The sequence below is a fragment of the Flavobacterium ginsengisoli genome, from assembly GCF_029625315.1.
GTDB classification, from domain to species: domain Bacteria; phylum Bacteroidota; class Bacteroidia; order Flavobacteriales; family Flavobacteriaceae; genus Flavobacterium; species Flavobacterium ginsengisoli.
On record NZ_CP121110.1, the window covers coordinates 5,006,206 to 5,025,581 of the forward strand.

Sequence of the window (19,376 nt, forward strand, 5' to 3'; positions counted from 1 at the left end):
TAAAAATTTTTATTATGGCAATTGATATTTCTAAAATTAAGACATCACGAGAAGTAGAGAAAACACTCCAAACTCTTAGCCCCTTTGAAATTAAAAATGAACTTATTCGCTTGGCAGATGAAAGTGCATTAAAATCGACCGCGATAACACTTAATGCAGGAAGAGGAAATCCGAACTGGATTGCAACTGTTCCAAGAGAAGCTTTCTTTTTGTTTGGACAATTTGCGCTTGGCGAATGTCGAAACGTTATGGAGGAACAAGGTATTTTGGCTGGAATTGTACAGAATAAAACAGGAGTAGCAAAACGCTTCGAAGAGTTTTTAAGTAATCATAAAGATTCGCCAGGAGCATCACTTCTAGAAAAAACGTATCATTATGGCGTTGATAATCATGATTTTGATGCCGATGCTTGGATTAGAGAATGGATTGAAGCCGTAATTGGTTTTAATTATCCTGTTCCAGATCGTATGTTAAGCCACATTGAAATAATAGTGCACGATTATTTAATACAAGAAATGTGCGGTATTGGCAGTAATATCGGGAAATTCGATATTTTCGCAGTAGAAGGGGGTACAGCGAGCAATGTGCTATATTTTTGATTCTTTCATGCAAAACTACCTTACACAGCGAGGAGACAAAATAGCACTATTAACTCCAACATTTACACCTTATATAGAAATTCCCGAATTAGAGCGTTACAATTTTGATGTTGTGCATGTGCAGGCAAGTGGTGTGGGTGAAAACGGTTTTCATACTTGGCAATACCCAGACTCTGAGTTAGACAAATTGAAAGATCCGGAGATTAAAGTAGCATTTGTGGTTAATCCTAGCAATCCTCCGTCATCTGCAATGAGTACAAAAACACTTAATTATATCGCTGATATTGTTAAAAACCACAATCCGGAATTAATGATTATTACAGATGATGTCTACGGAACGTTTATCAATAATTTTAGGTCTCTGATGTCTGTTATTCCTGAGAATACGATCAATGTTTATTCTTTTTCTAAATATTTTGGATGTACAGGATGGAGATTGGGAACTATTGCAATTTATGAAAATAACATTTTTGATAAAAAAATTGTCGCTCTTAGCGATGATCGTAAAAAAGAGCTTCATGATCGTTATGCTACTTTAACTTTAGAACCAGAAAAAATTAAGTTTATTGACAGGCTTGTAGCCGATAGCCGACAAGTAGCTTTAAATCACACAGCAGGTTTGTCACTTCCGCAGCAATTTCAAATGATGCTTTTCTCTGCTTTTTGTCTGTTGGATACTCAAGATGTTTACAAAACTTTGACGCAGTCTATTATCCAAAAACGTTTAAAACTTTTATGGGAGGGATTAGAAGTTCCAATTATAGAAGATCCAATGAGAGCTGGATATTATTCTGAAATTGATATTATGGTAGCCGCAGAACATTTTTACGGAAATGAGTTTGCCGATTGGATGAAGAAAAATTTTGAGCCTGTAGATGTTTTGTTCCGTTTGGCTGAAAAAACAGCAATAGTGCTCTTAAACGGAGGCGGTTTTGCTGGTCCAGAGTGGAGTATAAGAGTATCATTGGCAAATCTTCCCACAGATAGCTATTTAATACTAGGGAAAAATGTTCGCAAAGTCATAATGGAATATTTGACTAGTTGGGAAAATTCAAAAAAACAATAAATCTAATTGAAAAACTACTTAATTATGAAAACATTACTTACGTTACTTCTATCAGTTTTATTATTTACAGGTGTTTATGCGCAAAAATTGCCACGAATTAAAGTTTTGGCAACAGGAGGAACAATCGCTGGAAAAGGAGCATCGGCAGATCGTTCTGCATATAAAGCGGGAGAACTCCCTATTAAAGATCTGATTGGCGCTGTTCCAGGTATAGAAAAAATTGCCGATATCACAGGAGAACAAATTGCAAATGTAGGCAGACCAAGATATGAGCATTGATATTTGGATTAAGCTCAATAATAGAATTAATGAAATCTACAAAAATAATGAAGCAGATGGCATTGTCATAACACATGGAACAGATACTCAGGAAGAAACCGCCTATTTTTTATCTCTAACCTCTCGTTATGATAAACCTGTAATAATAACAGGCTCTATGCGTCCTGCAACTGCTATAAGCGCCGATGGACCAAAAAACCTTTTTGATGCGGTGACTTTGGCGGCTTCAAAACAAGCGAGCAAATAGCGGAGTATTGTTGGTATTTAATGAATACATATTTTCCGGTCGGGCTGCTTTAAAAACAAGCACAACCCATTTAAATGCTTTTACAGCTCCAAACAGCGGACCTATTGGACAGGTTTATGATGGAAAAGTTGTGATGTATGAAAAAATACTCCGTAAAACGAACAAGGATACGCCTTTTGATATCACAGGTTTAAAAACACTTCCAGAAGTTGCAGTAGTAGAATTATATGCAGATGCTCCTGCAACAGCTATAAATGCGTATGTGAATTCTGGAGTAAAAGGAATTGTAACAGGTGGTTTAGGAAATGGAAATCTTAACAAGGTCAATTCAGATGCAGTCGCAGCTGCAGTGAAGAAAGGGGTAGTTGTAGTAAGAGCCTCAAGAGTAGCAACTGGTAGAGTTACGCTTTTGGATGAAACGGATGATCAAAAATTAGGAACAATTGTAGCAGATGATTTAGTCCCTCAGAAAGCTAGAATTTTGCTAATGCTTGGACTAACACAAACAAACGACACAAAAAAACTGCAGGAGTACTTTTTTGAGTATTGATGCAGAAGGGAAAAGGAGATAAAATAACAGTATTCTAAAAAATAAAAATATGCGTATACTATTTTTAATACTTTCATTTAGTTTATTGGTGTCTAATGTTTATTCCCAACAAGAAAAGCAGGCCGATACAACGGTAAATCATACTGTACCATTAATAAAAGCTAATAAAGCCGATCTGTTGAATAACATTGATGTTATTTTTAATACTCAAATTGGACTAAATAATAATTTTGAGGGTGGAAATTACACAGGAAGTAGCTTTGAAATTAATCAGTTTAGATTTGAAGTAAAAGGAAAAGTCTATAAAGACAAAGTTTTTTTTAGATTTAGAGACAGATACACAAGAGATCCAGAAACGCAATCGGTAGATAACATTAGCCATTCAACAGATTTAGCATTTATTGGGTATAAAATATCTGATCGTACAAGTATTGCTATCGGAAAAATGACAGCAAATTGGGGAGGATATGAATTTGATATGAATCCAATTGATATTTATCAGTACAACGACATTGTAGATAATTCAGATAATTTTTTAACTGGGGTTCAATTTAATTGGACACTATCAAAAAACCATGTTTTATCGGGTCAGATATTAAATTCAAGAACGAAAAGTTTCACAGAACTATACGAGAATGTACCCGATGTTGAGGAAGCAAAATTCCCTGCTTGCATACATTGGAAATTGGAACGGAAGTTTTCTAGATGGAAAATTTAAAACAATCTACAGCTTTAGCGTCTTTCAAGAAGCATTAAAAAATGGCAGACCAGTAAATATGTACTATACCGCGTTAGGAAATCAATTTAGGACAAAAAAATGGCTCTTCCAATATGATTTTAAATGGAGCATCGAAGATTTGGATCGCACTGGTGTTGTAAGTTCTCTTATTCCTGAGACAGTTTTAGATCATGCGGCAGAAAATGTTTATTATATAGAACACTGGCTCAGAACTGTCTACTCTATTAATGAACAATGGAAAATTTCCTTAATAGGCATGATAAGCACGTCTTATTGGAAGGATATATCATCACTAGAAAAGTCAGATAGGGTAAGAACAGCTTGGGGAGTAATTCCGACTGTTGAGTTTTATCCTATAAAAAACTTTAATTTAAAGTTTTTTGCTACTTATGTCGGAAGATATTACCGTTATAGCGATTATTCAAAAACAGTTTTAGGACAAGAAAATAATAATACAGGACGAATAATGATCGGTGTAATATCGCCACTATTAGTTTTATAGTTGCTATTATTTTTTTAAAACGGGTTTTCATTAAAAATTAAATAAAAAAAGGAAGATGTAAAACATCTTCCTTTTTTGTGGAGTCGCCGGATTTCGGTCGAAAAGTTAATTCCTATATTAATGTTTATAGATAAGCTTGAAAAAAAGCCTTAAAGTCTTATGTTTAAAGGTTTTTTTGGAAAATGATATTATGTTTAAGTTTATACTCATTTTTATATTTTGAATATTTTTTTGAGAAAATCGATTTTTTAAAAAAAAGATTTGGCCCAAGAATAGTGCAAGGTGTTCGACAGTTGAACACTTTGAATACCTACTTCAGGGTAAGTTGTTGCTCAGAAAAAATCTTAGAAATAGTTTTGTTGTTATAAATTAAATTATGCTGAGCGAATATACCAAAGAAGATATGATTGATATAAAAATATCAAGTTCTATTAGAAAATTTGAAAATGAGAAAGAAGAGCAGTTAACAGAATTATTAATTGAAATTCTTGTTGAGTCAATTTTAAACCAGTGCAATGAAGAAAGTAATAAGATATCTGAGGTTTAGCAGTCTTGGACAGAGCAACGGTTCGATAGAAGCGCAGGAATTATGCACTGATAAATGGATCTCGGATAATTGTGCAGAATTAGTAGATACTTTTGTGGATGTAGGCAAAAGTGCCAAAACTTTTGAAAGGCCTGATTTTATAAGACTGCAGGAGTTTGTTTCGAAGCACCATAAAACTGTAGATTATCTGCTTGTTGATCAAATGGACAGATTCAGCAGAAATGCAGGAGATGCGCTTACAATGATTAAAGAACTTCAGAAAAAATATAAAATACAGGTTGTAAGCGTTACAGAGGGAATTACGTTTGATTATGAAGTTCGGGAAACTTTTTTAGAACAGGGTTGCAGTTTTTATTAGCGGAAGAAGATAACATAAACAGGAGTATTAAGGTCCGCAAAGGTTTATATACGGCAAAGGCAAAAGAAGGACGTTTTATTGGAAGCACCCCTCCATTTGGTTATAGAAAAATTGGTGCTGGGAAAGATCGGCGCTTAGTGATTAGTGAAATTGAGGCTGAAATTGTAAAGTTTATTTATAAAAGCTATTTGAAGAACGTTCCTCTTTATGTCATTAAAAAAGAAGTTTATGAAATGGGATTTGACAGGAAAGGAAATGTTGCTGTAGAAAATATATTAAAAAATCCTGTTTATGCAGGTATGCTAGAAGTAGAAGCATTTAGAGAGCTACCCGGAGGGCTATTTCCAGCTGTTCATGAACCTATTATCGATAATAAGACTTGGATATTAGTACAGAATAAGATTAATGAACCCAAAAAGACTAGAGTTATTTTAGATGAACAGCTTCCGCTTAGAGGAATTTTAAAATGCCATTGCGGAAATCCTTTAACAGGCGCACCATCAAGAGGGAAATCAGGAAAATATTTCTACTATTATAAATGTAAATTTCCAAGACACAATAATCTTAGTGCCGTAAAAATTCATGACCAGCTTCTTTCAGTCTTAGAGGTAATAACTTTCCCTGAAAGCATGATTAATCAGATTATAAAAGGATGTCGAATAAAAGTAACTAAGGAATTAAATTTAAAAAAGCTAAAAATAATAAGAAAGGAAAAACAACTTTATGATTTTCAAGAAAAACTTTCACTTCTTGAAGAAAAATGGATTATTGGAGAAATAAGTGTCAAGAGTTTTGAAAAATGGAGTTTAGAATACCAAAGCAAAATAACACATATAGCCGAGTATATAAAAAAGATGAAATTGTTTGTAGCTAGAGTAACTGAATTACTTCAGCAGCGACTAGATTTACTTATTGATATGAAACAGATATTCTGCTTCGCAGCTTTATTGCAAAAGAGAGAGCTTCTAAAATTCTTGTTTAATAATAATCTGTATTATCTCAATGGTAATTATCTTACTAATGAAATAAATAAGTCAGTTTTATATAAATTATCTTCATTGGAAAATAGAGGACTATTTATAATATAATTTTCTTTATCTTCTTCCAGTATTAATTAATATTTATAAATAACACTGGATACATTTTGGCTATATTGCTATATTATTGATACTTTTGATAAGCAGAAACACCTGCGGATAAAATTTCGAATGCTCGCTTTTAAGCAGTAATGAACTGAATAATTGAAAGAGAAAACTGCTGAAAGAAATGGAAATTAAATTTATAGTACTACCGCTGAAACGCGATGTTGAAAATAGAACGATTTTAAAGAAAGTCGCTAAAGCTCATCAAGCTCTGGCAGAATTAAAAGGTGCTGCGAATGCAATTCCTAATGAAAGTATTCTAATAAATACTCTGTCTCTCCAAGAAGCAAAAGACAGTTCTGCAATTGAAAATATAGTAACCACGCATGATGAGCTTTATCAGAGTGATATATATACCCGTGATTTTAAATCTCTAGCGACGAAAGAAGTTTACAGTTATTCAAAAGCCCTTCAGCATGGTTTTACTAAAGTAAGAGAGAATGGACTTTTGATTAACTCATATATCCTTGAAATCCAGGCTGAATTGGAAGAAAATAAAGCAGGTTACAGAAAAGTTCCTGGAACATCTTTGAAAAATCAGAATGGAGAAGTTATTTATACTCCTCCACAGCACCCAGAGGAAATTATTTTATTGATGAATAATTTGGAAAGATTTATAAATGATGATGACATAAGTGATTTAGATTCTCTGGTAAAAATGGCTATTATTCATCATCAATTTGAAAGTATCCATCCTTTTTATGATGGTAATGGAAGAACAGGTCGTATCATTAATATATTATATTTAGTTAAACAAGGACTTTTGAAAATACCTATTTTGTATCTAAGCCGATATATTAACGAAAAAAAGCAGACTATTATAGACTACTCCAAGATGTTAGAGATAATGATAATTGGGAAGATTGGATTCTTTTTATGTTAGAAGGTGTTGAACAGACTTCAAAACAGACTATACTTCTCATTGATGGTATCAAGAGAGAAATGATGACATTTAAAAATAAAATGCGCCGTGATTTGCCAAAGATTTATAGTCAGGATTTATTAAATAACTTGTTTAGACATCCATATACAAAAATTGAGTTTGTAAAAAATGAGTTAAATGTAACTAGAGTAACTGCAACTAGATATCTTAATGAATTAGTCAGAGTTGGGCTTCTTGATAAACATAAGTTTGGAAGAGATATCTACTATATAAATACTTCTTTACTTATGCTACTAAGCAATGCTAATAAAAAGGAAGTATAACTTATTTCATTATATATATAGTATTACCAATATATTTACATAGAAATTTAATTAAATTATATGGAAATATAATGTTTTCTGTAGATATTAAAACAAAGTATATAGAAAACAATGGAAAACTATACATATCTATTGTAATATGTATAGAAAATACCAATTATATATACTAATTAATGTAGAAAAGTTGTTTATAGATGTTTTTAACACTGAAATAGATCAATACTTTTATTTAAACTTCTATTAGGCATATTGGATTTCTTGCAATGTAGATTTCTTTAAATTCTAATACCAATTAAAGAACTTTGAATGGTGAAGATATAAATTTCTAGCAATGAAAAGGCATTCCTGAAATGGTGTTTAACTTGTTTATAAATTGGTTTATAAGTATCTATGAATTTTGTAAAGAATAAGATTCGCCATATTTATCTTTGTAGAGTTAATTTGTTTAAACGAAATAACTCGATTCAAATGGTTTGGTTAGAGACGTCAGCATTTGTATTTAAATCTGCTACTGAAAGGGCACTATACACAGCAGAGCTATGGCACTAAGGTATGAGTAGTATGTATGGGAGGTTGATTAATAACCTGAAAGTTGATACCAATCTGGAGAGCATTAATCGAACTGCTTCAGACACGTGATGGGGAGGATGGCTCCGGAAGGAAGTTAACTTAACCTTGACTGTGAGTGATAACCTAATAGGGTAGCCGATTTAGGGGAAACTCACTATGCACATTCCAAAGAGAATTTTCCAAAAGGAATTTAAAATGTATATACTTTAATATATAAGTAAAAAGTTCGAAAAATCTAAAAATTCCCAAAAATTCGCAAAAATTTCAGGGAGCTAAAAGTCTCTAAGATTACAGAATTTCTCGAATTCTTGAATTTTTTCATTGGATTTTTTTTTGGCATAATTCTAAAAAGCTTCCCTAGAGAATTTGTCTGCTCAAACATATTTTATCAGTATAAAAAATTAGGAATAAACCATAAACTCGACAAAATGGCGAGTTTTTTTTGTCAAAAGTTTATACCTAGTAAAACGACTTTCTCAATAAATAAAGTTGAAAACTTATGTTGTTTTGAAACTATTTAGGTTTTGAAAATTTGATGTCACAGCTAATCTAAGATATTCTTTTGTAATTTGTACATCAATGGAAAAATAAACTTTAACAGATATAATAAACACACAAAAATTAAAAATAATTAATTAATTTTGTTTTTATGTGTGTTTTGATTATCTTTGAGAAAAAATAAAAGGAATGAATATCGGGCAAAGAATAAGAGAGTTACGTATAGAGAAAGGTTTTTCCCAAGAAGACCTGGCAATTCGGGCAAATTTCTCTAAGTCGTATATTCAAAAATTCGAAGAAGGGCAAAGAGATATTAAATCATCCCAAATGGCTCAACTTGCTGAAGCATTTGGAATGGATATATCTGAAATATTAAAACCGATTAATTATACTTCTAACGAGTTTGTAATTAAAAGCATAGAGTTTAGAGAAGCAAATAAACTTGAAATGCATGTAGATTATTTTACAAAAAAAATACTAGGTCTTTTATATAAAAAATATTCTGCCTATAGTAAGTTAGAAAAAATTATGAACGAAAATATTTCTTTTATAAATCCGCTAAGAAATTTTGAGAAAATATCTTCAAATGAAAATGTTGAACAGGCAGCAAAAATTTTAAGAAAAAAATGGAAATTTGAAGACACGCCAATATATAATTTGATTATTTTTTTAGAAGATCTAGGTGTTAAAATATTTGAAGTTGTCGAAGATGAGGATTTTGTGGGATTTTCTTGCTGGGTTAAAAGTACACCAATAATCGTTATTAATACCAAAAGTACAGATGTGTCAAGAAGAAGGTTTACGATTCTTCATGAACTTGCTCACCTGCTACTCGTATTTAAAGAAAATGAAAATAAAGATAAGATTGAGCGTTATTGTGACCAGTTTGCAGGAGCAATGCTTTTGCCAGAAGAAATTCTTAGATCATATGTAAACTCTACCGTAAGTATTACTCTTGAAGAACTTAAACGAATTAAAAGTAAGTACGGTATTTCAATACAGGCTATTTTAGTAAGAATGGCAAATATTAGGTTGATTAGCTGGGAAAAATATAAACAATGGAAAGATATTTACCATTCATGGACCGATAAAGATATTGAATACAACGGAAGAGAAAAAGTAAGCAGATTTAGTTATCTGCTTGCTAAAGGTTTAAGGGAGGGATTGATAACAAAAGATTTAGCAAGTGAACTTTCCGATATCCCTATGTCTCAATTAAGTAGTAGTGCTATAAATCAAGAATTTTTATTCTAATGATAGTGCTAAATGACATAGAATTATTAACATGTTTAAAGATTTTAAACATGTTGAAAAGTGAAGATTTTTATTTTTCGAATCTTTACATGACTAAAAATTATTTAACAGTTACAGAAAGACAAAGTCTTAATATTCTAGCTGAGGAAAAAAAATAGTCTTATTTGAATCCGGATCTAGCTTTTATAGTTTTTTTAATAAGTTAGATGCTGAAAGATATCCAATCGGATTGCCTGGAATGTCATCGGTTTATTATGCAAAGGAGAATAATATTCCAATTGTAACAAAATGTAGACTTACTAGAAGACTTGCGGAGGAAATAGGAGTGCTAGTATATAGTTACGAGGAAATGCTTAAATTAATTAATATACAGCAAAACCAAATTGATCATATCAATAATCTGCTATTAATGCTGGAGAACAGTCAAAATAATTGAAATTTCAATTTGAAAACTTAATAAAAATAACCGAAGCGAAATGGAATTAGGCTTCGGTCGGAAGAAATAAAACTTTGGACGGTATTAATTTCTTCTGCAAAAGTAATAGAATTCTATTTATTACCTAATTATTCCTTGGGTTTTTAGTCAAACGCCTCAGTATTAAAATGTTTGATTAGTCTAAATCTAAAAACCATGGCAAAAAATGGTACACCAGGAGACGGACATCGAAATGGTGCCGTTAAAGGAAGAAGTCAGACTTATAATCCGGCAACAGAACAGTATGTTAAAAGAGATACTAGTACTGGTCGCTTTATGGATGTTAAGAAAGATGGTACTCCATTTAAAGGGGTTAGAAAAGAGAAATAATTCTTTTTAAAACAATTAGAGTACAGCACCTGCAATATGGTGCAGTACTTCTATTTACCTCAATAATAAATTTTTAGGAATAATATTTTCTAGATTTCATTTAATCTTAAAAAAACTGATTGTTGCTTCAAAAAGGATGTAATAGTTAAAGAAAAACAGCTTAATAGTTAATGTATTGTTGCGGTATATTATTTTAATTGAAATATTTTTTTTAACGGTTTAAACTTTAAAATTGGTTTTTCTAGGAGTTTTACAACTAAAATAATCATCACTTAATTCTTATAAAAAATAGAAATGAATACTTCAGAAAAAGAAAGATTGAATTTCAATGTTAGCAGATTTGATCATTATTATGATACTATAAATAACAAAATAGCAGTTTATATCGCTATCAATACTTTTCTTTTGGGGGGAGTATTAGGAGCTTATTTAACTATTAAAGGTAAGATAGTAAATTTTGAATGTGTATTTGAATTTTTGGTGGTATTATTCACATTTATTGGATTAATAACTATAGCAGTATTGATTTATTCAAGTGTACCGTTTCTAAATTACAAGTCATCTTCTCTGTATTATTTTCTAACAATATCACAAAATTCATTAGAGGAGTATAAGAAAAAAGTAAAAAGAGGAACGAAAAAGATGATTTGAAGGACCTAAGAGAGCAGGTCTATTTCTTATCAAAAGGATTAAATAAAAAATTTACAATATTAAAATGGACAGGCTATTCAATGCTATTTCAGATAGTGGTTTTAATATTTGTAACAATAATAATTTTTAATAATAATATTTAATATGAATATATATTCAGATTACTTTGATGTAATCAAAGAGGCGGTGAGAGCTGACCAAAGTGGTGTTTTTCCTAAAGGTTTGGCAGGAGTTGGTAATTTGAGCGACAGCTCAAAAAAACCTTTTCAGCAATTAATAATAAAATATCTAAAAAAGAATTTGCTCCAAGTTTGAAAAAATACTCGGAAATAGTTGGTTTAATTGGTGTTAACTATAATCAAGAATTAGGACTTCATCCTGATTTTGGTTATTTAAAAGCGACAGATAACACTGAGGAACATTATATCATTTCCTGTTTTGTTGATATTGTAGGAAGTACTAATATGTTTAAAAAGTTTAGTAAAGAAGCAGTTTTTTTAATTACTAATACATTAGTAAAAGCTAATATTCATACAGCATTGATTCATGGAGGATATGTCCAAAGAATTCAGGGAGATGGACTATTTATTTACTTTGGAGGTAAAAACATTTCTAAGGAGACTGCAGTGAAGAATGCTTTATTGTCTTTAAGTACTTACAGTTATTTTGTTCAAAATGACTTAAAAGATTACTTGCTTTCTCAAGGAGTAGAAAATATATCTATTAGAAGCGGTATTGACTTAGGAGAAGCTGAAGATGTACTTTGGGGGTCATGTGGAATTGAAGGAATTAGTGAAGTTACAACATGTAGTCTACATACAAGTTTAGCTAGTAAAATGCAGGCTTATGCAAATAAGTGCGGTATTGTTGCCGGCGCTAATGTAAAGAATCAATTGGTCAATAGTGAAGAATATTTTACCGTGGTTTCTAAAAGAACGGGAGAGGAAAATGACCGTTATATTTTTAGAAATCCTGAACAGTCATTTTATTATACTCAATATGATTTTAATTGGAGTAAATTTTTACAACAACAGTCTAATGTAACTATTGATCAAAATGGGAGGTTGAATTTTAGATTGCCTGCTATTTTAAATCCTACAAATTTGCGACCAATTGCTGAATTAAGTAAGCCATATTTAAACAGATGAGTTCTAAATTAAAAAGTGATATTGAACAGTTTGTTCAATTATATCCAATGTTCTCTTTAATGAAATCAGATAATGAAAATTTAGAATTGAAGGGCTTGGTTGATATAGTTGATACTTTTGGAAATTATTGGGATAATTATGAAATAAAGATTGTTGTGCCTTTTCATAAATATCCCAATATTATACCATTAGTGTATGAAAGTTCTAATAAAATTGACAGAGAAGATGACTGGCATATTTCAACAGATGGAGAATGCTGTTTAGATATTACTCATAATTTAATTTTACTTCAAAAGAAAGGAATTGATTTGATTTCATTTTATCAAAAAAAGGTGTACCCTTTTTTGCAAATCATCAATACAAACTCCGAACAGGTAATTATGCAAATGGAGATTATCCCCACCAGTTTGAAGGAATAAAATATTTTTATAAAAAAGAGATTGGATTATGCGATGACGAATTGATCATAAAAATATTATCCTCAATACTAAAAAATAGACTGCCTCAAAAATTAGGAACTTGTATTTGCGGTAAGAACAAATATAAACATTGTCATCTTGCTATCGTAATAAAACTTATTAGTTTTGGAAAAAAAGGCTGTCCGAAGATTTAATGCTTTTTAAAAATTTAAACGTTAAAAATTGATTTATTTTGAATTCTGAATTAATAAATCTTGTAGTTGTAATCTCTTTATTATGTACTTATACTATTTTTTAATTATTAAAAAAAACAGAAATATAAAGGATCTTTTTGACTTGAGATTACTTAAAGCATTGTCAATTATTATATAAAAAGCCCATTTGTAAAATTTTTATCATTTAAAAGTGCCTCATAAAAGGCAGTTTGCCATGAATTAATATTAATTTCTGAACGGCTGTCAAATCCCTCTTTTAAATGTTCCAGTAGTAACATACTTCCTCCGCTATTAAATAAATTAATTAGTTGTTTTTGTATATTAGAGAATTCTTCTATTCCATGCGTTACATATAGATCGTTTAAATTAAAAGAATCAAAATGATTTTTAATTCTTTTATTCAATAGTTTAGGCACCATAGATTCAGTGCTCACATAGTATTCGATTAATAGAGGTTTTACATTAATTACTTTGCAATGTAACCATTTTATGTTTTCAATATCATCATAGTAAGGATGAATTGATTCCTCTTCTGCTGATCGAGGAAAACTAACATGTTTTCCTTTATTACAATCTGTGCATGAGGGAATAAGATTGAAAGCTGATACTGATAATAGAGCATACTTTGATTTCGGAAGATTGTGGTCAAGGGTTGTTGCTATTCGTATTCCACATTGAGGACATCTGCCATTTGGTGCAGAAAAAAGTAAATTGTCATAATGTTTTCTTGCAAGATTATTTTTATTTATAAATCTTTTGCTATATAAATCTTTTAAAACTTTACTTGTAACTATTGAATTTATTTCCTGACCTCTTACAAGATGATGCAACTCATTAGACGCTTTTTTTAGGTCATATTCAGTATTAGCTACTTCTATTAAGTGAATAGCACGTTCGATTTCAGTTTTTAATTTCAGGTCTGACATGTTAGAAATACAGTCAGTAACTATTTGCCGTATATATACAGATGGTTTTATTATTTTTCTCATTCTTTATTGTGAAGTAAGTTTCTCAGTATTGATTTTCCTTCCATTCCTAATTGGCCTTCGAGGCTGGATATAGCATCATCATATGAAAGACTGCTATCGGCAATCTTTTTTAGCATAGTGTGAAATCCAGCATCAGTAACTTCGAGTCCAAATATCTCCTGCGTAAGAACCCCAACATTTTCTCCAAAAGATTCAATTTCAAGCCGTTCAGCTCTTGCAAATGCTCCCTGTCTTCGAAGTTTCCAGACACAGCTGCGTGGAACTTCTTGCAAGACAACAGGGGAATGTGTCCCAATAATTGCTACTGCATTTCTTTTTGTTAATAATTCAGATAGTGCTCTAACGAACGATGATAGTAGGGGAGGATGTAGGTACGCCTCAGGTTCATCCAGAAGAACTAGGCTTTTTTCTTCAAGTGTTTCTACTAACTTAGTAATTGTTAGAAGTACGATCTTATGACCTGAACTCAACTTATGGAAAAGCGTACCGGAAATTTCTTCAAATTCATCATCAATACTAAGTTTTGCAATCTTTGAAACTTCAGCTTCAGCAAATATTGGATCACTTTCTAGGATCCTTAATGCACTAATCCATCTTGAATTTTTAGCACCTATTATACATTTTTCTACACTTCTGACAAATTCATTTTTTAATATTATAGGACTTTTTGGAGGCAATTTCTGATCTTTGTTTTTATTGGTTGGAAAACGTTTAAGACCTATGTAAGAGTATTTGAGTCGTTTATTGGCTCTTTCTTCGTTTAAAGCTTGTAACTCATCAAAAGCGCTAAAAGATACTGAAATTAAATTTGCAAACAGGTTGGCAATATCTATTGTGTCAGTGGTTGAAAATTTTCCACGTTTAACTCTAGCAGGAGGGGTAATTTCAAGTAGCGACATTACAATATTTGTGAAAAGATGAGTCTTTCCAACTCCATTTCTGCCAATTATTACATGAATGTTAGTTGGTGGGTTAGATTTGGGTTTAACATGAAAATCGAGCGTTATCTCCTCTTGATTTCTTGTATATCCAGGTATTGTAAAAGTAAAATTATATTCCGTTAATATGCTTATCCCTTGTGCAAGTCTTCGGAACTGCCCTTCGACAGATACAGAACTGACATCCCTCATCAGGGATCTAGATGTTACAAATTGTGTCTTTGCTACTTTATATGTTTCTTCTTTTAAAGCTATATCACGAAGTGCGTTTAATACGGAAAAACGAAAATCTTCTCCGTATGAATTTAATCTTTCATAATATGAAGAGTCTTGCCCAAGTGAAAAAAACTCTTCATTTAAATCATAAAAATTATCTGGTAAATTAGGAGATCTTTGCCCTGAAACCATATTTACTTGTCCAATTTTGGTAGACCCTATTAAGAAGGCTTCACCAGAACTGTTAAAATAAGTAATGCGATAAACAGTTTCAAACCTAAACCAGTCATCCCAATTATCATGGTTAAGAACTATAATATCTTTCTGTTCAATTTTTAGAAGTTCAGGAGATGTACTTAAGTAAAATTCCATTTAAGCTATTATATGATTTAACTTCTCTTGCGTTATGATTTATTATAGATTGCAGCCCAGGCTAAAGATGTTTGTGTAAAACTTATAAAGAAACAACTATGCTTTTATATAAAAATAAGTATTTATACGTGTTTTTTAGATAACTATAATATTGACGAGGATGTGTGTTCTACGTCTAAAATCTTCAGGAAAAGTTTCATTATGAAACCGACATTCCTGATGATTATCGTTATAATATCATGTGCGGCTCGCTTTAAATTCATTTTCTCCATCTCCATCAGTCGAATAGCATTAAACACGATTTATTGAAGCAAGTCCCATCTGACTGATCATTCTACCATACTGTGAATCTATTTTTATATGAGACCACCAATTTTTTATTACAGGAATAAGGGTTCTGCTTCTTCGCGCCATTTCAAGTGATTAAACTTATGTCACGTCACGTATAAAGAATTTGCCATTGTATAAAAGAACAATTTAAAAAGTATTGATAGCTGAGATATCGGCTGACGCTGAAATACTAAGGTAATCTTAGTAGGAAAAACTGTAGTCAACTTAAGGGAATTTTTTGAACATTCTTTTCATCGTTTCTTTTACAGACATTCATTATTCTTGTATGAGAATGGTCATATTTCTCAAGAGTTACGATTTAATCAGCTGTATTTGCATTTGTTTTCATCAGTTTTTCAAGTGAATTTCTTCTCCATTTATAATACCAGTCGGGTACTAGAGGACTGTCTTTTCTACTACAGAAAATTTTATCTTGAACTGATCTCAGTTCGGTTTCCGTGGGATCTTGCGGCCTTTCCTTAAGTTGCAGTACCGTTTTTCTGAGTTCAGTAGAGAATGCCAATGATTTTCTGTTTTCCATTACAATTTTCAAAGTTAAGACAATCATAGGAAGTACTGGAAGTAGCACTGCAGTAATATAGCTATTAACTTGAATATCAGAAAGAATAGCAATAAAAAGAGACATAACAACTAGACCCACACATACTAAAATATTTGCCATTTTAAAATGCTCTCTGAGCTGCGTATCATAAAATAAATTTGTTTCTTGGCAGAGGAGTACGGCGCGTTCACGGGAAAGGTTTTCAAGATCAATATCATACCAATTTTCAATGGGAGCTTTGGAGTCGGGAATGTACTGCGCTGAATTATGCTCAATAATATATTTTTCAGGTTTTGACCCCGAGTTAATGCTATTCCACGTAAGGGAATACACATTGCAGTCAAATAGCTCTTGCGCTTTAGCCCCTGAAGTTCTCAAGCCAGAAACATACAGATTGAAATAAAGAATTTCGGTACATGTAATTACAAGTGCGGCGACACCGATACAGGCATTGAGATCAAAAACCAGTTGATCTTTAGGAATTAATTTCAGAAAACTAAATATAATGGTAAGGCCTACCGTTACAATAATCTGGATTCCAAATGCAGATTTAGCCCTGCTATACAATATCCTTCCAGCTTTAAGATACTTCAGTTTACCTGAAGCATTCTGTTCAGTTTTTATAGTATTCATATTTTAACTTCCTGTATATTTTGGAAATTCGCTTCCGAAAATGCTTCCCCATTTAACGATAGATTCTTTTATCTTCTTGTCTACTTCAAGTTGGCGTGCTTCGCTAGCAGTCTTAAAGTCTACAGCCGCTTTTGACTGAACTGAATTTCTTTCCTCATAGGTTAAATGATTTATGTCTCCTTGAAAGCCTTTAGGGTCATTGAGAGGCTTGTGGATGTTATTATGTATATAAGCTAGGACTTTTGGTATTTCAAGATCAATATATTTTGAGCTTTCAACTCCTGAATTGTAATAATTGAGTATCAGGTTTTCAAGAAAATAGGATTTCATTGTAGGCATCGTAGGTCTTTTGGTCCAGTACTTCATGATACGGATCACTTCAATAACTGATACCTCTTGTATGCTGTTGATATAGTCCATTCTTTTTTTATCTATTCTGGGGTCTGTGGCTTTCCAGTTTCCCTTCCCGTTAGGAATTAGGTAGAAGGTGCTTCCGTCTGCCAGAGGTGCGGTGATGAAACATGGAACAATATCATATACCCATTCGTATGATTTTAGATTCAGAGTAGCGGCTTCTTGATTACGTTTGATCACGGCCTTATCGTAATAAGACACACCTGAAAGAGAGCTTATGAATTTATTGATTACTTTGATTGAATTTAAAATATTTGTTCCGTCATTGCAAAGAGCCAGTTGTCTGTGAGCTGTTGCGGGTACCGAGATTTCGAAACGGTCTGAGTACTCTGTCCTCATGTTTGATTCCGCATGCAGGACAATCATAAGGTCGATATCATCTAGAGGTCTAATTTTGGTTTTTCTGGAAAAAGACCCGTAGTCGATGCTTACATCTGGATGCAGGAGAGGAAAGCTATTATCATCCGGAAATTTTTTAATTTCAGATACAAGGTTATTTTTACTGGATTTGGCAACTTCTGACCTTGAAGTATCTATTCTAACATAATAGTGCAGAAACTGCTCAAATGCCTGGTTAACTGTTGATGCCATGTTTAATGATTTATAGTTCAATTTATTGTATGTCTGATGGGTATTTTGACATTACTTGATTAATAAACATAGCCATAATTGATCAGGTGCAGCAGGTTATCGCGCACAGTACCATCTTGGCTAGTTCTCAGGAATGACGGATTGCCTGCCACCACATGCACATCCCCTCCAGCGAACCAGCCTGCAGCGGTATAGTTCCAAAGATATGTTTTTGCCGTATTGCCCAGTCTTTGCAACAACTCTACAGCAGCTGCTTTAGTCATTTTCATTGGCTTATCGATGGTATAGGTTTTCCCGTCTGCATTTTTTGTTCTCAAGTGGACTGCATAATGGGTGATGACACCGTCGGAATTTTTCCAAATTCCTGAAATTCTGTATTCTGCCATTTTTTTTTGATTAATTAGTTGTTAAACAATAAAGCAAATATCCATTTTTAGTTTAAAGCTTTTTTACGGAAAACCGTAACTATCCAATATTATTTCTGGGACTTCAAACTTATCGTTTATTTTTCTTAAATCCGTAGGTAGAAATACTGCTTTTTTGTTTATATTATTTTCTTTTTCAGGTTCTTAACTCCATGATTTTTTAGGTAGAAAAAAGAAAGAATAACGTCCTCTATAAAATGCCGTTGTTGGTACAAGGAATAAGAATCAGCTGATATTTTTAGTTTGTGGAGGCAGTCGTTCTATATTTAATTACTAATATTTTTAGTGTTTAAAAGAGTAAGCAGAATTTCTTAGAGATAGTTAACAAAAAAGTGCACTTCAAATTTTTATAAAATGAAGTTATAATTAAAAGTATTGTATAGAAGAATGAGTTAAATAGAATATTTTTGACAGTAGAACACCTTTTTTACGCAAAATATATATAATTAAGTTTTTTTAAGATTTTTAACTTTTCTTTAAAAGTGTTCGACACTTCTGTGTAATTTTATTAAAATGAAAATTATAAAATACCGAAAACAAAGGGATTGCAAGTGTTTTGCAAATTACTGAATTTTGAAATTGAACACCTTATGTAGCCTTTATTTACTGGATATTTAACATAAAAAAAGGCAGAAAATTATATAATTTTCTGCCTTTGTGGAGTCGCCGGGAATCGAACCCGGGTCCAAACGAGCAACTAAAGAGCTTTCTACACGCTTATTTCCTGATTGAATTTTCGATGTTGAGCTAGGCCAGAAACAACCACCCAACACTTATCTTCTTAATTTTCGAAATCCACCCGAAGCTCATAGAAATCTAGGTTTATTTTTACGGTTCCCCTGAACGGAACGCCACAAACCAAGGCTTTCCAGGAGAATCCAGCTTCTCTACCTTGTAGAGACGTGGCGCAATCGTACTATGATTCGGATTATGCGGCTAAAGCGTAATTATTTTCGCCGTGTAAAAGTTTAAGATCTTATATTTACGAGCAAGGTCTCAATGCTCGACGTGCTTACTGTTCAATTCGACTCGCTGTCAAAACCAGTCGACCCCAAAAATGAGTCTGCAAATTTAGAGTATTTGAAATTACTTTCTACTAAAATTTTAAAAA

21 protein-coding genes, 1 other RNA gene and 1 pseudogene are annotated in these 19,376 nt (G+C 32.0%); 17 read left to right on the forward strand and 6 right to left on the reverse strand.

Going from position 1 to position 19,376, the window contains the following annotated elements; translation table 11 throughout:
• Nucleotides 1–14 precede the first annotated feature (14 nt).
• From P5P87_RS23800 to P5P87_RS23875, 17 genes and pseudogenes are all read left to right on the forward strand, one after another.
• Nucleotides 15–599: a PLP-dependent aminotransferase family protein gene (locus P5P87_RS23800; RefSeq protein ID WP_278020827.1), complete on the forward strand. Its 585-nt coding sequence runs from the start codon at nt 15–17 to the stop codon at nt 597–599.
• Nucleotides 600–606: 7 nt separating this feature from the next.
• Entirely contained in the window at nt 607–1,665 is a 1,059-nt protein-coding gene (gene aspD, locus P5P87_RS23805; protein ID WP_278020828.1) for an aspartate 4-decarboxylase, read from the forward strand.
• A 24-nt stretch (nt 1,666–1,689) separates the two neighbouring features.
• Nucleotides 1,690–1,944: an asparaginase domain-containing protein gene (locus P5P87_RS23810; RefSeq protein WP_278020829.1), complete on the forward strand. Its 255-nt coding sequence runs from the start codon at nt 1,690–1,692 to the stop codon at nt 1,942–1,944.
• Nucleotides 1,934–2,191, forward strand: coding sequence for an asparaginase domain-containing protein (locus tag P5P87_RS23815; RefSeq protein ID WP_278020830.1), 258 nt, complete (start codon nt 1,934–1,936; stop codon nt 2,189–2,191). Before P5P87_RS23810 ends, P5P87_RS23815 begins: the two co-directional genes overlap by 11 nt.
• A gap of 7 nt (nt 2,192–2,198) precedes the next feature.
• Nucleotides 2,199–2,741, forward strand: coding sequence for an asparaginase domain-containing protein (locus P5P87_RS23820; protein WP_278020831.1), 543 nt, complete (start codon nt 2,199–2,201; stop codon nt 2,739–2,741).
• 49 nt (nt 2,742–2,790) lie between these two features.
• The gene (locus P5P87_RS23825; protein ID WP_278020832.1) at nt 2,791–3,459 is read left to right on the forward strand and encodes a porin; all 669 of its coding nucleotides are present in this window, start codon (nt 2,791–2,793) and stop codon (nt 3,457–3,459) included.
• A gap of 58 nt (nt 3,460–3,517) precedes the next feature.
• Nucleotides 3,518–3,982, forward strand: a complete 465-nt coding sequence (locus P5P87_RS23830) for a hypothetical protein (RefSeq protein WP_278020833.1) — start codon at nt 3,518–3,520, stop codon at nt 3,980–3,982.
• A gap of 515 nt (nt 3,983–4,497) precedes the next feature.
• A complete protein-coding gene (locus P5P87_RS23835) occupies nt 4,498–4,887 on the forward strand; it encodes a recombinase family protein (RefSeq protein ID WP_278020834.1) in 390 nt (129 codons plus the stop codon).
• Entirely contained in the window at nt 4,872–5,975 is a 1,104-nt protein-coding gene (locus P5P87_RS23840) for a recombinase family protein (RefSeq protein ID WP_278020835.1), read from the forward strand. Before P5P87_RS23835 ends, P5P87_RS23840 begins: the two co-directional genes overlap by 16 nt.
• Before the next feature lie 178 nt (nt 5,976–6,153).
• Nucleotides 6,154–6,912 carry a Fic family protein gene (locus P5P87_RS23845; protein WP_340696596.1) on the forward strand — a complete coding sequence of 253 codons (759 nt, stop codon included), beginning with the start codon at nt 6,154–6,156 and terminating at the stop codon, nt 6,910–6,912.
• A complete protein-coding gene (locus P5P87_RS26015) occupies nt 6,906–7,235 on the forward strand; it encodes a Fic family protein (RefSeq protein WP_340696597.1) in 330 nt (109 codons plus the stop codon). Before P5P87_RS23845 ends, P5P87_RS26015 begins: the two co-directional genes overlap by 7 nt.
• 1,257 nt (nt 7,236–8,492) lie before the next feature.
• The gene (locus P5P87_RS23850; protein WP_278020836.1) at nt 8,493–9,557 is read left to right on the forward strand and encodes a helix-turn-helix domain-containing protein; all 1,065 of its coding nucleotides are present in this window, start codon (nt 8,493–8,495) and stop codon (nt 9,555–9,557) included.
• Between the two features lie 631 nt (nt 9,558–10,188).
• Nucleotides 10,189–10,362, forward strand: a complete 174-nt coding sequence (locus P5P87_RS23855) for a hypothetical protein (protein WP_278020837.1) — start codon at nt 10,189–10,191, stop codon at nt 10,360–10,362.
• Between the two features lie 294 nt (nt 10,363–10,656).
• Nucleotides 10,657–11,156: pseudogene (locus tag P5P87_RS23860) on the forward strand (Pycsar system effector family protein).
• A gap of 1 nt (nt 11,157) precedes the next feature.
• Entirely contained in the window at nt 11,158–11,328 is a 171-nt protein-coding gene (locus P5P87_RS23865; RefSeq protein WP_278020839.1) for a hypothetical protein, read from the forward strand.
• Entirely contained in the window at nt 11,325–12,161 is an 837-nt protein-coding gene (locus tag P5P87_RS23870; RefSeq protein WP_278020840.1) for an adenylate/guanylate cyclase domain-containing protein, read from the forward strand. Before P5P87_RS23865 ends, P5P87_RS23870 begins: the two co-directional genes overlap by 4 nt.
• Nucleotides 12,158–12,580, forward strand: coding sequence for a hypothetical protein (locus P5P87_RS23875; protein ID WP_278020841.1), 423 nt, complete (start codon nt 12,158–12,160; stop codon nt 12,578–12,580). The genes P5P87_RS23870 and P5P87_RS23875 overlap by 4 nt, the downstream gene beginning before the upstream one ends.
• Nucleotides 12,581–12,944: 364 nt before the next feature.
• Here the strand turns inward: P5P87_RS23875 and P5P87_RS23880 are convergent, their stop codons facing one another.
• The 6 genes from P5P87_RS23880 to ssrA form a co-directional block, all read right to left on the reverse strand.
• Complete coding sequence (locus P5P87_RS23880; RefSeq protein ID WP_278020842.1) at nt 12,945–13,784, reverse strand: HNH endonuclease; 840 nt, start codon at nt 13,782–13,784, stop codon at nt 12,945–12,947.
• On the reverse strand, nt 13,781–15,310 hold the full coding sequence (locus tag P5P87_RS23885; RefSeq protein ID WP_278020843.1) for an AAA family ATPase: 1,530 nt from the start codon (nt 15,308–15,310) through the stop codon (nt 13,781–13,783). The genes P5P87_RS23880 and P5P87_RS23885 overlap by 4 nt, the downstream gene beginning before the upstream one ends.
• Nucleotides 15,311–15,959: 649 nt before the next feature.
• The gene (locus P5P87_RS23890) at nt 15,960–16,835 is read right to left on the reverse strand and encodes an S-4TM family putative pore-forming effector (RefSeq protein WP_278020844.1); all 876 of its coding nucleotides are present in this window, start codon (nt 16,833–16,835) and stop codon (nt 15,960–15,962) included.
• 3 nt (nt 16,836–16,838) lie between these two features.
• Nucleotides 16,839–17,840 (reverse strand): hypothetical protein, encoded by a 1,002-nt coding sequence (locus P5P87_RS23895; protein ID WP_278020845.1) that lies wholly within the window; start codon nt 17,838–17,840, stop codon nt 16,839–16,841.
• Between the two features lie 59 nt (nt 17,841–17,899).
• Complete coding sequence (locus P5P87_RS23900) at nt 17,900–18,226, reverse strand: DUF3892 domain-containing protein (protein WP_278020846.1); 327 nt, start codon at nt 18,224–18,226, stop codon at nt 17,900–17,902.
• A 694-nt stretch (nt 18,227–18,920) separates the two neighbouring features.
• Nucleotides 18,921–19,318, reverse strand: a transfer-messenger RNA (tmRNA) gene (gene ssrA / locus P5P87_RS23905).
• Nucleotides 19,319–19,376 lie beyond the last annotated feature (58 nt).

Bases quoted from the DNA above. Each gene is read 5' to 3' on its own strand.
- P5P87_RS23875 (WP_278020841.1), top strand. From the start codon at position 12,158: ATGAGTTCTAAATTAAAAAGTGATATTGAACAGTTTGTTCAATTATAT.
- P5P87_RS26015 (WP_340696597.1), top strand. From the start codon at position 6,906: ATGTTAGAAGGTGTTGAACAGACTTCAAAACAGACTATACTTCTCATT.
- P5P87_RS23865 (WP_278020839.1), top strand. From the start codon at position 11,158: ATGAATATATATTCAGATTACTTTGATGTAATCAAAGAGGCGGTGAGA.
- P5P87_RS23830 (WP_278020833.1), top strand. From the start codon at position 3,518: ATGTACTATACCGCGTTAGGAAATCAATTTAGGACAAAAAAATGGCTC.
- P5P87_RS23885 (WP_278020843.1), bottom strand. From the start codon at position 15,310: ATGGAATTTTACTTAAGTACATCTCCTGAACTTCTAAAAATTGAACAG.
- P5P87_RS23855 (WP_278020837.1), top strand. From the start codon at position 10,189: ATGGCAAAAAATGGTACACCAGGAGACGGACATCGAAATGGTGCCGTT.
- aspD (WP_278020828.1), top strand. From the start codon at position 607: ATGCAAAACTACCTTACACAGCGAGGAGACAAAATAGCACTATTAACT.
- P5P87_RS23835 (WP_278020834.1), top strand. From the start codon at position 4,498: ATGAAGAAAGTAATAAGATATCTGAGGTTTAGCAGTCTTGGACAGAGC.
- P5P87_RS23800 (WP_278020827.1), top strand. From the start codon at position 15: ATGGCAATTGATATTTCTAAAATTAAGACATCACGAGAAGTAGAGAAA.
- P5P87_RS23815 (WP_278020830.1), top strand. From the start codon at position 1,934: ATGAGCATTGATATTTGGATTAAGCTCAATAATAGAATTAATGAAATC.
- P5P87_RS23890 (WP_278020844.1), bottom strand. From the start codon at position 16,835: ATGAATACTATAAAAACTGAACAGAATGCTTCAGGTAAACTGAAGTAT.
- P5P87_RS23850 (WP_278020836.1), top strand. From the start codon at position 8,493: ATGAATATCGGGCAAAGAATAAGAGAGTTACGTATAGAGAAAGGTTTT.
- P5P87_RS23825 (WP_278020832.1), top strand. From the start codon at position 2,791: ATGCGTATACTATTTTTAATACTTTCATTTAGTTTATTGGTGTCTAAT.
- P5P87_RS23895 (WP_278020845.1), bottom strand. From the start codon at position 17,840: ATGGCATCAACAGTTAACCAGGCATTTGAGCAGTTTCTGCACTATTAT.
- P5P87_RS23845 (WP_340696596.1), top strand. From the start codon at position 6,154: ATGGAAATTAAATTTATAGTACTACCGCTGAAACGCGATGTTGAAAAT.
- P5P87_RS23810 (WP_278020829.1), top strand. From the start codon at position 1,690: ATGAAAACATTACTTACGTTACTTCTATCAGTTTTATTATTTACAGGT.
- P5P87_RS23880 (WP_278020842.1), bottom strand. From the start codon at position 13,784: ATGAGAAAAATAATAAAACCATCTGTATATATACGGCAAATAGTTACT.
- P5P87_RS23900 (WP_278020846.1), bottom strand. From the start codon at position 18,226: ATGGCAGAATACAGAATTTCAGGAATTTGGAAAAATTCCGACGGTGTC.